Below are 11,916 nucleotides of genomic sequence, written 5' to 3' on the forward strand. Positions count from 1 at the left end.
TCAGCGCACGATCGTGATGCGGTCCGCCTTCGGCGGGGCGATCGGGGTCGTGGGCGTCGAGTTGGCGGTCAGGTACCGCTCCAGGGCCGCCAGGTCGTCCTCGCCGACCAGGTCGTTCGTGCCCTGACCCAGGGTCGGGAAGCCGTCGCCGCCGCCCGCGAGGAAGCTGTTCGTCGCGACGCGGTAGGTGGCGGCCGGGTCGATCGCGGAGCCGTTGAGCCTGATCGAGTCCGTGACCACGCGGTCCGCGCCGGTCTTCGTCAGGTCCAGGGTGTAGGTCAGGCCGGAGGAGATCTGGAGGATCTTCGGGGCCGCCTCGTTCGAACCGCTGACCTGCTCCTTCAGGGCCTGGACGACCTGATCGCCGGTGAAGTCCTGGAGGTTGACCGTGTTGGCGAACGGCTGGACGGTGAAGGCCTCGGCGAAGGTCACCACGCCGTCGCCCTCCGCGCCGCCGGCCGCGTGGGTGAGGGACGCGCGGATGCCGCCCGGGTTCATCAGCGCCAGGTCGGTCTCCGGGTCCAGCGTCCTGCCGTACGCCAGCTGCGCGTCGGCGATCAGGTCACCGAGCGGGGACTCCGTGCCGTCGCGCACGATGTCGCCGGAGATGTAGCCGATCGGGCGGTTGCCGATGGGGGCGGCGAGGGTGTTCCACTCGTCGATCAGCGCGGTCATGTCGGGCGCCTTGGGGACGTCCCGGGTGACCACGTGGTTCGCGGACTTCACGGCCGTACGGGCGATGTCACCCGTCACGCGGTCGTAGGTCAGCGTGGTGTCCGTGTAGAGGCGGCCGAAGGACGCGGCCGAGGTGACCGTGCGGGGCTTGCCCGCCGGGTCGGGGATCGTACACACGTACGCGTTGTGGGTGTGGCCGGTGACCAGCGCGTCCACCTGCGGCGTGATGTTCTTCGCGATGTCCGCGATCGGGCCGGAGACGCCGTCGCCGGCGCCCGGGGAGTCGCAGTCGTAGTTGTAGGCGGAGGAGGCCGGGAAGCCGCCCTCGTGGATGAGCGCCACGATCGACTTCACGCCCTGGCGCTGGAGCTCCTTGGCGTACTTGTCGATCGTCTCGACCTCGTCCTTGAAGACCAGGCCCTTCACGCCCTCCGCCGAGACGATGTCCGGGGTGCCCTCCAGGGTCACGCCGATGAAGCCGACCTTGACGCCCTGCTTCTTCCACACCCAGTACGGCTTGAGGAGAGGCCTCCTGGTCTTCTCGTCCAGGACGTTCGCCGCCAGGTACGGGAAGTCGGCGCCCTCGAACTCCTCGTCGGTGTAGCAGCCCTCGTCCGGGTGGCAGCCGCCGTTCTGAAGACGGGCCAGCTCGGCCGCGCCCTCGTCGAACTCGTGGTTGCCGACGCTGGTCACGTCCAGGTCGAGCCCGTTCAGCGCCTCGATGGTGGGCTCGTCGTGGAAGAGGCCCGAGAGGAGCGGGGAGGCGCCGACCATGTCGCCGCCGGCGGCGGTGATGGAGTAGGGGTTGCCCTCGCGCGCCTCGCGCAGATGGGTGGCGAGGTACTCCACGCCGCCCGCGTCGACGGTCTTCGTCGTGCCGTCGTGCTGGAGTTCGGTGACCCGGCCCGAGGAGCCGGACGGCGGCTCCAGGTTGCCGTGCAGGTCGTTGAAGGACAGCAGCTGCACGTCCTGGTAACGGCCGGGGTGGGTCCTGCCCTTGCTCCCGTGGTTCTCGTCCGCGGTCGCCGACCCGGGCAGCGCGGCCGCGGCCAGCGCGCCGACGGTGAGCACACCGGCGGCGGTCGCGAGGAGACGGTGGGTACGGCGTCTGCGGCGCTGGTGGTGCGCCGGGGATGTGGCTGGCATGCGCCCCCCTGTGGGTCCGAGTGGGTACCGGCGCAGCCTAGAGTCAACGCGCGTAGCGCAACAGGGTATTCAGGGTTACGGCCTGGTTTAACTTTCGTCGACACCGCCGCCGTCCGTTTTGGGGCCCCCTCCCCTTAGTCTCGTACGCATGACCAGCGACGACTTCGCACGGCCCGGCCGCCCCCGCTCGCTCCAGACGTACGCCGCGCTCGGCCCCGAGCAGACCGAGGCGGTTCTCGCCCTGCTCGCCGAGGCCGCCCGGACCGACGGACAGCAGGCAGTGTCCGAACAGGGGCGGTTGCAGCTGCGCGGCGGGGAGCGGGACGGGGTCTCGCACCTGCTGCTCTCCGTCGACGGCGAACTCGTCGGGTACGCCCAGCTGGAGGACACCGACCCGGTGGAGCCGCCGGCCGCCGAGCTGGTCGTGCACCCCTCGCACCGGGGCAACGGACACGGGCGGGCGCTCGGTTCGGCACTGCTCGCCGTCTCCGGGAAGCGGCTGCGGGTGTGGGCGCACGGCGGTCACTCCGCCGCCCGGCATCTCGCGCAGGTGCTCGGCCTGACGCTGTTCCGGGAACTGCGGCAGATGCGGCGGCCGTTGGCCGACCTCGACCTGCCCGACCCGGTGCTGCCGGAAGGCGTGACCGTACGGACGTTCGTGCCGGGCCGGGACGACGCCGCCTGGCTCGCGCTGAACGCCGCCGCCTTCGCCCACCACCCCGAGCAGGGCGCCCTCACCCAGCGCGACCTGGACGACCGCAAGGCCGAGGCGTGGTTCGACCCCGAGGGGTTCTTCCTGGCGGAGAAGGACGGCCGGCTCGTCGGCTTCCACTGGACCAAGGTGCACGCGGCGGAGCGCCTCGGTGAGGTGTACGTCCTGGGCGTGAGCCCCGACGCCCAGGGCGGGGGCCTCGGCAGGTCCCTCACCACGATCGGGCTGCGGCACCTGGCCGGCCGGGGCCTGCCGACGGCCATGCTCTACGTCGACGCCGACAACAAGGCGGCGGTGTCCGTCTACGAGCGGCTGGGCTTCGTCACGCACGAGACGGACCTGATGTACCGGACGGAGACCTGAGCCGGCCCCGGCCGATGCGCCGTACCGGCTCCGCCGCGCACACCGCGCCCACCGCCACCGCCGCGCACAGCAGCACCGCCCACCGGTCGTGGGCCGCCGCCCACCTCGTGTCGTCCGGGGTCGTGAACAGGGCCCAGCTCCCGGGGGCCAGCAGCGGGCCCAGCACCGCCGGCGCGAGCAGGAACCCGGCGACCGCCTGACCCGGCCGGGCGCCGTCCCCCCGGTGGACCGCCAGCGCCGCCCCGGACAGGGCGAGCGCGAGGACCGTCGCCGCCTCCACGGTGACGTCGGCGGCCGGGGGGCGCACGGCCTCCGGGACGAGGAGCAGCGCTGCGGTCCACCACGCGGCGGCGACCGGGGCCAGGCAGAGGAGGCGCAGTCCGTGCCGGACGGCCCGCCGGGTGGGGACGGCGGCCGTGGTGTGCCGGGCCGGGTCGTCCAGGAGGAAGGCCGCCCCCAGCGCGAAGGCCACGGCGGACGCCCGCAGCACGTTCAGCGCCAGCCGGCCGTCCACCCCCTCGCCCATCAGCCCCGGCGCGGCGGCGAGCAGCAGGCCCAGGGTGCCGGCCGCGCCGACCGCCCTCCAGGGCATGGTCCGTACGGTCGGCCGCAGCAGAGCCGGGTCGACGGTCCTCACGGGCACTCGTCCTTCGCCTCCGGTGCCTCCAGGCCCAGCAGCCGCGCGACCCGGTCCGTCGTCACCTCCGGGGCCGTCAGCTCGGCCCAGTGCGCCTTCACCTTCGCGGCGGTCCCGTCCTTCGGGCGGTGCAGCAGTTCGCGCACCACCTCCGTGTGCGCGGCGGTCATGGACAGCGGATTCGTCCGCGAGAGGACGACCGCCGAGCCGACGTCGCTGTCGTCCAGGCGCACCCGGCGCAGGTCGGACATCGGGTCCGGGCGGCCGGCGAGCGCCAGCCACATCACCGTGACCGTCCGGCCGTCGCACATCGTGCCCAGCCTCTCCTCCGACCCCGTGACCAGCACACCGGCCGCGGCGGCGGCGAACTCCGGGACCCGGTTGCCGCCCCAGGCCGTGCCGACGGTGACCTCGTCCGGGCGGCCGGACGGCTCGATCGCCGCGTCGCCGTCCAGGCCGTACCGCGCCTCGATCCGCTGCCGTACGACGAGCGGCCGGTCCTGCGCGGTGCCGCCCGCGAGGGAGCGCACGCCGTCCAGGACCTCCGCCCAGTCGTCGGTGCGCGCTCCCCACTCCGGGAAGGCGCAGTACGTCGTGGCGTCCCGTTCGGCGCACCGCTGCGCCTTCTCCGGGGTGACGGAGTACCGTGTCCGCGCCTCGGCCGTCTCCCGCGACACGCCCTGGGACTGGGCCACCGCGCCCACCAGGGTCAGCAGCGCGGCGCCGGCGCAGGCCGCCCGGAGGGACCGCAGCCGGCCGGCTCCGGAGAGCAGCACGGCGGTCAGGGCCACGCTCAGGGCCAGCCCGGCGAGGTACAGGGCGTGCCAGGCGGCGGGGCGGCCCAGCAGTTCGGACGGCAGGGGATGGGGACCGTTCTCCTCGATCACCGGCAACAACCAGCGTGTCGCGCCGTCCTCGTCGGACGCCATGGGGGCGAACAGGGCGAAGAACAGGCAGAGGACGATCAGCAGCGGGGCCGCGAACGCCGACGGCACCAGCCGGGCGAGCAGGACCCCGGCCGCGCCGAACAGCAGCACGCACAGCGGGCCCACGAGCAGTTCGCCCGGCGAACCGTGCCCCACGGCACCGGGCTTGAGCGCCTCCCAGGTGAACTGGCCGGCCACGCACACCCCGGTGAGCAGTGCGACGGCCGCGACGGACAGCAGATGCGCGGCCGTGCGGCGCCACGGCTGGACCACCAGCACGGCGAGGTACCGGTCGGTGTCGTGCCGCCGGGAGCGCAGCACGGCCCGGTTGGCGCACAGCAGCACCGCGAGGCCGACGAGCAGGGGCGGCGACTGGGTGGCGCGGTCGGCGTCCTGCAGCGCGGGGAAGCCGTCCCAGGAGGTGCGGGTCCTCCACACCGTCCAGCCGAGGTACACCGCGAAGGCGACGAGGACCGGCGTCCGCAGCAGGAGCCGGCGGGTCTCGAAGCGGGCCAGGACGAACACGGCCGCCCAGGACGCGCGGGGACCGGACGTCGTGACGGCGGCCGGGGCGCCGGCGGTGAGCGCGGTCATGCGGCCGCCTCCGCGTCCACGCCGTCGAGGGTGAGCAGGTAGCCGTCCTCCAGGGTGGGTTCGAGGAGGTCCGCGCCGGCGGGCGGGTCGCCCACGTTGCGGAAGGTGCCGAGTCCGGTGCGCCAGCCGGCCTTCGCGCCGGGGGCGCGTTCGGTGCTGCTCCACACCCGGCCGGCGGCCCGCGCGGTCAGTTCGGCGGGGGTGCCGTCGAAGCGGACGGTGCCGCCGGCCAGCACCACGACCCGGTGGCAGAGCATCGCCACGTCCTCGGTCTGGTGCGTGGACAGCAGCACCGTGCGGCCCTCGCCGGCCCGCGCGATCAGCTCGCGGAACCGCATGCGCTGTTCGGGGTCGAGCCCGACGGTGGGCTCGTCGAGGACGAGGAACGCGGGGTCGCCGACGAGCGCCGCCGCCAGCGCCACCCGCTGCCGCATGCCGCCGGACAGCGTGCGGATCCGCTTGCCGCGCACGTCGACGAGGCCGGCCTCGTCGAGCACCCCGCGCACCTCGCGGTGGCGGGCGGAGCGGTCGGTGAGCTCCTTGAGGATCGCCACGTAGTCGACGAACTCGAAGGCGGTGAAGTCGGGGTGGAAGCCGGGCGTCTGCGGCAGGTAGCCGAGGGCGCGCCGGACCTCCTGCCGGCCGCGCGAGGTGCCCGGGTCGTGGCCGAGCACCGTGAAGGTGCCCCGGTCGGCCGGTACGGCGGTGGCGAGCACCCGCAGCAGCGTGGTCTTGCCCGCGCCGTTGGGCCCGAGCAGCCCGGTGACGCCGGCGGACAGCCGCAGCGAGACGTCGTCGAGGGCGCGGGTGCCGCCGTAGCGGAGGCTCAGCCCGGAGGCGGAGACGGTGGGGGTCATACGGAACTCCCGTACGGGTGGAGGCGGGTGGACGGAGTCGAGGGCGGCCGGGCCGGGCTTTCCCGGGCCGAGAAGCGGCCGGGGCGGACGGCCGGGGATCCCGGCCGACCGGGCACCGGGGCGGACGGTCGGGGATCCCGGACCGGCCCGTGCCGGGGTGGACGGCCGGGGGCCTCTGGACGGCCAAGTGCCGGGCAGACGGCCCCGGGTCCCCGGCCGACCGGGCACCGGGGCGGACGGTCCGGGTTTCCCGGCGGAGGGGGAGGCGGGGCCGTCAAGCCGCGCTCCCCTTCCGGCGGGACACCGGGCGGCCGTCAGACCGCACGTCGGCTGCTGCGGTCGAAGCGGTCCCGGAACAGGACGAGCAGCCCGGCGGCGAGCACGGCGACCACCGCCGACACGCCCTGCCCGGCCGCGGTGAACGGAGCGATCGGGCCGTCCTCGCCGGCCCGGACGATGTCCGCCGTGAGCAGCAGCGCGATCCAGCCGCCGCCGACGAGGGACGGGGCGAGCACCGGGCCGAGCCGGGCGGTCAGCGCGAGGGCGGTCGCGGTGAGCGCGAGGGCGGGCAGCAGCCAGGCCAGGGCGCGCAGTCCGTACCCGGGCAGGGCGAGGGTGGCCAGCCCGTTGAGGCCGAGCCCGGCGCCGAGCACCGCCACCGTGCGGATCATCAGCAGCCGGAAGCCGTGGGTCGGGGCGACGACCGCCATCTCGTACGTCGGGTCCAGCGCGGGCCCGTAGGACAGGGCGACCCCGGCGAGCGGCAGCAGCGGTGCGAGGGCGAGGAAGAGGGTGGGTGAGCCGGTGGTGTCGTGGGCGGCGGTGACGGTCACGGTCACGGTGAGCAGGAGGACGGCGGCGACCGCGCCCAGCCAGGAGCGGCGCAGCGCCGGGGTGGCGGCGAGCAGCCGTGCGGTGTGGTCGGCGACGCCGAGCCGGAGGAGCAGTGCCTCCAGGAGGCCGGGGCGGGGGGCGTCGAGTTCGGCGTCGAGCCGTTCCCATCCGGCGTCGAGGGCGACGGGATCGCTCACGTCGGCGAGGACGGCCCGGCAGCGCGCACAGGCGGTGAGGTGGGCGTCGGCCGACCAGAGCGCGGGCGGCTCCAGTGCGGCGTGCGCGTAGGCCCGCAGGTCCTCTTCGGGTACGTGCCAGCCCGTGGTTCCGTACGTCATGCCAGCGCCTCCCGGAGTTGCCTGCGGGCGCGCATCGCCCGCGTCTTGACCGTGCCCGGCGGGATGCCGAGCAGGACGGCGGCCTCACGGGTGGTCAGCCCGTCGACGACCGTGGCCTGGAGCACCGCGCGCAGTTCCGGCGACAGCCGGACCAGCGCACCGGCGAGATCCCCGTGTTCCACCCCCGCGAGCACGCGGTCCTCCGCCGACGCCTCGTCCCGGTGCCGCAGCCGCGCCAGCGCCTGCCGCAGCCGGCCGCGCGCCCCGGCGCCGCGCAGGGCGTCGACCAGCCGGCGGGAGGCGATCCGCCACAGCCAGCCGGCCACGTCCCCGTCCTCCCGGTAGCGCGCGCTCCCCCGCCACACCGCCAGGAACGTCTCCTGCACGACGTCGTCGACGATCCCCGCGTCGGCGCACCGGCCGCGCATCCGGGCGGTCAGCCACGGCGCGTACCGCCGGTACAGCTCCTCGAAGGCGCGCCGGTCCCCGTCCGCCGCGACGGCGCGCAGCAGCTCCCCGTCGCTTCTCGTTTCGCTCACACCCCCTCATCGAACGAGCCCCGCGGATCGGTTCACGGGAGCGCGACCGACTTTCCCACCGCTCCCGGCACATGAGCGGGAGCGGGTCCCGGACCCGCTCCCGCCCGCTGCGGACCTCCCGAGCGGTTCCGGGTGTGCCGGTCGCCCGCGTCCGCCCGCGTCCGGCGGCACGGACCGCGTCCGTGGTCCGGAGGGCGGAGGGCGGGGACGGAGTCCCTCACGCCCGGGGAACCCGGTCCGGCCCGGACGGTCCGCGGCCTGGAGCCCGACGAACGGATCCGCCCGCTCAGCGACGGCCCCCTTCCCGGCCGCCGCACCCGGTGGGAACCGGCGTCGTACCGGCCGCCGCGGTCCCCGTCACCGCCGCCCCGGGGTGCCGTGCCGCCGCACACGTCCGTACGTCCCCTCCGGCGGGGAAGGGCGTACGGCTCCCACCGTCGGGAGGCGCGCACCCCTGCGGGCCGCCGCCCCATATCCCGGACGTCATGTCTCCGTAACCATTGATTCAGACAGGCTTGCGACGCTCGGCCAATGAATCCCGCCGTACCAGAGCCTTCACCGCCCCGAAGGGTGAACGGAGGGAACGGGGACGCCTCAGGGCCACCACCGCTCCCACCCGCGTTTTCCGACGCGCCCGTGACGCTGGTGGCGCGGAACAATGGGGTCATGAGCCAGCCCAACACCCAGGCACAGGTACAGCACCCGCAGCCCTCCGTGGGCTCCATCGCCGCACACCGCCCGCACACCGTGGCCGGAGTGGTCTCCGACCTGGAACCCGACATCGACGCGGACCTCGACGGTTACGAGGAGTCGCACGCCGACGGCGCCGCCCCGCTGCCGCAGGGCCGCTTCCTCGACCGGGAACGCAGCTGGCTCGCGTTCAACGAACGCGTCCTCGAACTCGCCGAGGACCCCGCCACCCCGCTGCTGGAGCGCGCCAACTTCCTCGCGATCTTCGCCAGCAACCTGGACGAGTTCTTCATGGTCCGCGTGGCCGGACTGAAGCGCCGCATCGCCACCGGTGTCGCCACCCGCTCCGCCTCCGGCCTCCAGCCGCGCGAGGTGCTGGAGATGATCTGGGCCCGCTCCCGCGAGCTGATGGCCCGGCACGCCGCCTGCTACCACGAGGACGTCGCCCCCGCGCTCGCGGAGGAGGGCATCCACCTGGTCCGCTGGAACGAGCTGACGGAGAAGGAGCAGGCCCGCCTGTTCACCCTCTTCCGGCACCAGATCTTCCCGGTCCTCACCCCGCTCGCGGTCGACCCCGCGCACCCCTTCCCGTACATCTCGGGCCTGTCGCTGAACCTGGCCGTGGTCGTCCGCAACCCGGTCACCGGCCACCGGCACTTCGCCCGGGTCAAGGTGCCGCCGCTGCTCTCCCGCTTCCTGGAGAGCTCCCCCGGCCGGTACGTCCCCATCGAGGACGTCATCGCCGCGCACCTGGAGGAGCTGTTCCCGGGCATGGAGGTGCTGCAGCACCACGCCTTCCGGCTCACCCGCAACGAGGACCTGGAGGTCGAGGAGGACGACGCGGAGAACCTGCTCCAGGCGCTGGAGAAGGAGCTCATGCGGCGCCGCTTCGGGCCGCCGGTGCGCCTCGAGGTGGAGGAGTCCATCGACCGGGAGGTGCTGGACCTGCTGGTGCGCGAGCTGAAGGTCGGCGAGGCCGAGGTGTACCCGCTGCCGGGTCCGCTGGACCTCACCGGTCTGTTCCGCATCCACGGCCTGGACCGGCCCGAGCTGAAGTACCCGAAGTTCATCGCCGGCACGCACCGCGACCTGGCGGAGGTCGAGTCGGCCTCGCAGCCCGACGTCTTCGCCGCCCTGCGCAGCCGGGACGTGCTGCTGCACCACCCGTACGACTCGTTCTCCACGTCGGTGCAGGCGTTCCTGCAGCAGGCCGCCGAGGACCCCGACGTGCTGGCCATCAAGCAGACCCTGTACCGCACGTCGGGCGACTCCCCCATAGTCGACGCGCTCATCGACGCCGCCGAGGCCGGCAAGCAGGTGCTGGTGCTGGTCGAGATCAAGGCGCGCTTCGACGAGCACGCGAACATCAAGTGGGCGCGCAAGCTGGAGGAGGCCGGCTGCCACGTCGTGTACGGCCTGGTCGGCCTGAAGACCCACTGCAAGCTCTCCCTGGTGGTCCGGCAGGAGGGCGAGACGCTGAGGCGTTACAGCCACGTCGGCACCGGCAACTACCACCCGAAGACGGCCCGCCTCTACGAGGACCTCGGGCTGCTCACCGCGGACCCGCAGGTCGGCGCGGACCTCTCCGACCTGTTCAACCGGCTCTCCGGCTACTCCCGCCGCGAGACCTACCGGCGCCTCCTCGTCGCCCCCAAGTCCCTGCGGGACGGCCTGGTCTCCCGCATCGACAAGGAGGCCCAGCACCACCGCGCCGGGCGGCCCGCCTACGTCCGCATCAAGGTCAACTCGATGGTCGACGAGGCCGTCATCGACGCCTGCTACCGGGCGTCGCAGGCCGGCGTGCCGGTGGACATCTGGGTGCGCGGCATCTGCGCGATCCGGCCGGGCGTGGCGGGCCTGTCGGAGAACGTGCGGGTACGGTCCGTCCTCGGCCGCTTCCTCGAGCACTCCCGCGTGTTCGCCTTCGGCAACGGCGGCGACCCCGAGGTGTGGTTCGGCAGCGCGGACATGATGCACCGCAACCTCGACCGCCGGATAGAGGCGCTGGTACGGGTCACCGACCCGGCTCACCGGGCGGCTCTGAACCGGCTGCTGGAGACCGGCATGTCGGACACCACCCAGTCCTGGCACCTCGGCGCGGACGGCGAGTGGACCCGGCACGCGACGGACGCGGACGGCCAGCCCCTGCGCAACGTCCAGGAGATGCTCATAGACGCCCGGAGGCGCCGGCGTGGCACAGCGACACCTTGACCCGACGGCCGGTCCGGTACCGGCGGACGTCCTGGCCGGCTACCTGCGGGCCCAGGCGACCGAGTTCCTCCGCGCGCTGCGCCTCCACCGGGAGACCGGTGCGGGCGCGGCCGCGTCGGAGGGCCCCGTCGAAGCGGCCCGCGCGCTGCGCCGCGCGGCCCGCCGGATCAGCGCCAGCCTGCACACCTTCCAGCCGGTCCTGGACCCCGACTGGTCGGAGGCGATGCGCCCCGAACTGGCCTGGGTCTCCGGCACCCTGGCCCTGGAACACGCCTGCACGTCCCGCCTGGACCAGCTCCTCCTCGCCCTCCACCGCCTGTCGGGCGCGGCCCCGTTCCCCTCCCGGGGGCCCGCGGCGGGCCCGCCGGGCACGACCGCCCCCACCGGCGACGGCCCCACGGACACGCCCCCGCCCACCCCCGACGAGGCGACGGGCACGCCCCGTACCGCGGCGACGACCCGCCCCCCGGCCGTCGTGACGGCCGGCACGGCCCCCGGCCGCGCCACCGTCCCCGCCGGCGAGTCCCCCGCCCCGGCCGACGGCGCGCGCCCCGCGGCCACCGTGACGGCCGGCACGGCGGGCAGCGCCCCCGGCCGTACCGTCGGCGCGGCCGGCGACGGTACGGCCGCGCCCCGGCGCGCCGTGGCCGCCTCGGCCCACCGGTCCGGCACCGTGACGGCCACCGCCGACCGCAAGGTCACCGCGACCGCCCCCAAGGGCCCCCGCACCGGTGTGCTCGCCGACCGGACCGTCCCCGCGCCGGACCGGGGGAACCTGACCGTCGGGGCCGCCAAGGCCGGGGCGCTGCTGGACCGGCAGCTGACGCTGGCGCGGACCCGGGCGCACTCCACCGCGCTGCAGGCCCTCGGCTCCTCCCGGTTCCACGCGGTCGCCGACAAGGTGGCCGTGCTCGCCAGCGAGGTCCCGCTGTCCCCGGCGGCGGCCGGCGCCGATCTGCGCCCGCTCGCCGACGCCGCGCGCGAGCGGCTCGCCGACGCCGTCGCCGCGCTGCCCCTGCTCACCGCGGGCAGCCCGTACAACGCCGAGGCGCTGATCCACGGGCTCTCCCCGGACCCCGCCCCGCACCCGCAGGACGCCCCCTGGCACCAGGTCCGGCTCCTCCTGCGCCTGCACCGCTACGCCCTCGAGGTCCTCCGGGCCGGCCCGGAGCCGGGCCTCCTCGCCGCCGGCGAGGCACTGGACCGGCACCGCGACGCCTCCGAGGCCGCGGCCGCCGCCGCGCAGGCGGCCCGGACCCCGCGGATCGCCCCGGCCACGGCGTACGCGCTGGGCGTGCTCCACGCCGACCAGCGGCATGAGGTGGAGGCGGCGCGGTACGCGTTCCAGCGGGCCTGGCAGAAGGAGGCCCTCGGCACGTTATAGGGAGGCACCC

At 74.9% G+C, this 11,916-nt stretch carries 9 protein-coding genes; 3 read left to right on the forward strand and 6 right to left on the reverse strand.

From position 1 onward, the window contains the following. On the reverse strand, window positions 1–1,821 hold the full coding sequence (locus tag ACFY3N_RS22970) for a bifunctional metallophosphatase/5'-nucleotidase (protein ID WP_390818561.1): 1,821 nt from the start codon (window positions 1,819–1,821) through the stop codon (window positions 1–3). A gap of 148 nt (window positions 1,822–1,969) precedes the next feature. Here ACFY3N_RS22970 and mshD point away from each other — a divergent pair, with 148 nt between their 5' ends. Beyond that, window positions 1,970–2,896: a mycothiol synthase gene (gene mshD / locus ACFY3N_RS22975; protein WP_390818562.1), complete on the forward strand. Its 927-nt coding sequence runs from the start codon at window positions 1,970–1,972 to the stop codon at window positions 2,894–2,896. On the opposite strand, the gene ACFY3N_RS22980 is transcribed toward mshD, so the two are convergent. The 5 genes from ACFY3N_RS22980 to ACFY3N_RS23000 form a co-directional block, all read right to left on the reverse strand. After that, window positions 2,856–3,533: an ABC transporter gene (locus ACFY3N_RS22980; RefSeq protein WP_390818563.1), complete on the reverse strand. Its 678-nt coding sequence runs from the start codon at window positions 3,531–3,533 to the stop codon at window positions 2,856–2,858. The genes mshD and ACFY3N_RS22980 overlap by 41 nt on opposite strands. Next, a complete protein-coding gene (locus tag ACFY3N_RS22985; protein ID WP_390818564.1) occupies window positions 3,530–5,053 on the reverse strand; it encodes an ABC transporter permease in 1,524 nt (507 codons plus the stop codon). Before ACFY3N_RS22985 ends, ACFY3N_RS22980 begins: the two co-directional genes overlap by 4 nt. Continuing rightward, entirely contained in the window at window positions 5,050–5,910 is an 861-nt protein-coding gene (locus ACFY3N_RS22990) for an ABC transporter ATP-binding protein (RefSeq protein ID WP_390818565.1), read from the reverse strand. The genes ACFY3N_RS22985 and ACFY3N_RS22990 overlap by 4 nt, the downstream gene beginning before the upstream one ends. A gap of 314 nt (window positions 5,911–6,224) precedes the next feature. After that, complete coding sequence (locus ACFY3N_RS22995; RefSeq protein ID WP_390818566.1) at window positions 6,225–7,082, reverse strand: zf-HC2 domain-containing protein; 858 nt, start codon at window positions 7,080–7,082, stop codon at window positions 6,225–6,227. Then, on the reverse strand, window positions 7,079–7,621 hold the full coding sequence (locus tag ACFY3N_RS23000; protein ID WP_366814943.1) for an RNA polymerase sigma factor: 543 nt from the start codon (window positions 7,619–7,621) through the stop codon (window positions 7,079–7,081). Before ACFY3N_RS23000 ends, ACFY3N_RS22995 begins: the two co-directional genes overlap by 4 nt. A gap of 531 nt (window positions 7,622–8,152) precedes the next feature. Here ACFY3N_RS23000 and ACFY3N_RS23005 point away from each other — a divergent pair. Both ACFY3N_RS23005 and ACFY3N_RS23010 read left to right on the forward strand, forming a co-directional pair. Continuing rightward, window positions 8,153–10,522 carry an RNA degradosome polyphosphate kinase gene (locus ACFY3N_RS23005; protein ID WP_390818567.1) on the forward strand — a complete coding sequence of 790 codons (2,370 nt, stop codon included), beginning with the start codon at window positions 8,153–8,155 and terminating at the stop codon, window positions 10,520–10,522. Then, a complete protein-coding gene (locus ACFY3N_RS23010) occupies window positions 10,503–11,906 on the forward strand; it encodes a CHAD domain-containing protein (protein WP_390818568.1) in 1,404 nt (467 codons plus the stop codon). Before ACFY3N_RS23005 ends, ACFY3N_RS23010 begins: the two co-directional genes overlap by 20 nt. Window positions 11,907–11,916: the final 10 nt, after the last annotated feature.

It is taken from the genome of Streptomyces sp. NPDC000348 (genome assembly GCF_042898795.1).
Classification (GTDB): Bacteria; Actinomycetota; Actinomycetes; order Streptomycetales; family Streptomycetaceae; genus Streptomyces.

Bases quoted from the DNA above. Each gene is read 5' to 3' on its own strand.
- ACFY3N_RS22990 (WP_390818565.1), bottom strand. From the start codon at position 5,910: ATGACCCCCACCGTCTCCGCCTCCGGGCTGAGCCTCCGCTACGGCGGC.
- ACFY3N_RS22970 (WP_390818561.1), bottom strand. From the start codon at position 1,821: ATGCCAGCCACATCCCCGGCGCACCACCAGCGCCGCAGACGCCGTACC.
- ACFY3N_RS23005 (WP_390818567.1), top strand. From the start codon at position 8,153: ATGAATCCCGCCGTACCAGAGCCTTCACCGCCCCGAAGGGTGAACGGA.
- ACFY3N_RS22995 (WP_390818566.1), bottom strand. From the start codon at position 7,082: ATGACGTACGGAACCACGGGCTGGCACGTACCCGAAGAGGACCTGCGG.
- ACFY3N_RS22985 (WP_390818564.1), bottom strand. From the start codon at position 5,053: ATGACCGCGCTCACCGCCGGCGCCCCGGCCGCCGTCACGACGTCCGGT.
- mshD (WP_390818562.1), top strand. From the start codon at position 1,970: ATGACCAGCGACGACTTCGCACGGCCCGGCCGCCCCCGCTCGCTCCAG.